General features: G+C 50.2%; 1 protein-coding gene and 1 pseudogene. Both read left to right on the top strand.

The genetic code is table 11. The features are described from left to right. Positions 1–119: 119 nt before the first annotated feature. Positions 120–236, top strand: a pseudogene (locus B5F87_RS20865) (ATP-binding protein); the annotation flags it as partial. 44 nt (positions 237–280) lie between these two features. Then, a complete protein-coding gene (locus B5F87_RS20585) occupies positions 281–472 on the top strand; it encodes a transposon-encoded TnpW family protein (protein WP_087221673.1) in 192 nt (63 codons plus the stop codon). Positions 473–598: the final 126 nt, after the last annotated feature.

Below are 598 nucleotides of genomic sequence, written 5' to 3'. Positions count from 1 at the left end.
GCTGCCTGTACTTTGTATTCATGGTCATATTTACGTGCCATTTTGAATACCTCCTTATTCTCATGATTCTATTATGAAATCCTTGAGAATAAACTGTCAACTTTTTTTATACCACACCAGACCGTATCCTGGAACGGTGCGCCCCGATCCTTTTTGCCGGGAAAAACTTCCGAGAGGAAAACGCCGGGGCCACCAAGCAGGCGGCGAAAGACATTGTGAACCGTAAGAGCGACTGATTGTTTTGCCGGACGGCGCAGCCCCGCCCGGAGAAAGGAGCGCCATGAACGAAGAAACCCGTACCATGCAGACCGCAGACACCACTCCGGCCAGAGCGCCGGAGGACGCCCCCGCGCTGGTAAAGAAAATCGGCAAGACCACCTACAAGGTGCGCGTCCATTTCAGCGACACCAGCACCGAAACCATGAGCGACAAAATCAAGCGTATGCTTAAAAACGAGATACAGCAGATGTGACCGGCTGATAAAGCCAGCCGCCTTGTGTTAAACTGATGATGGTACACACCAAAACTTTTAGCCAAGGAGGACATGAAAATGCTGTACACAGAAAAAGAGAAAAATGAGATTGAGCGCGTCCGCAAA

Origin of the sequence: Eubacterium sp. An3, from assembly GCF_002159465.1 — a bacterium.
In the GTDB taxonomy this organism is placed as follows: domain Bacteria; phylum Bacillota; class Clostridia; order Lachnospirales; family Lachnospiraceae; genus Anaerobutyricum; species Anaerobutyricum stercoris.
Note: the sequence above shows the minus strand (reverse complement) of the source record. Positions and strands in the feature narration are given on the sequence as shown.

Bases quoted from the DNA above. Each gene is read 5' to 3' on its own strand.
- B5F87_RS20585 (WP_087221673.1), top strand. From the start codon at position 281: ATGAACGAAGAAACCCGTACCATGCAGACCGCAGACACCACTCCGGCC.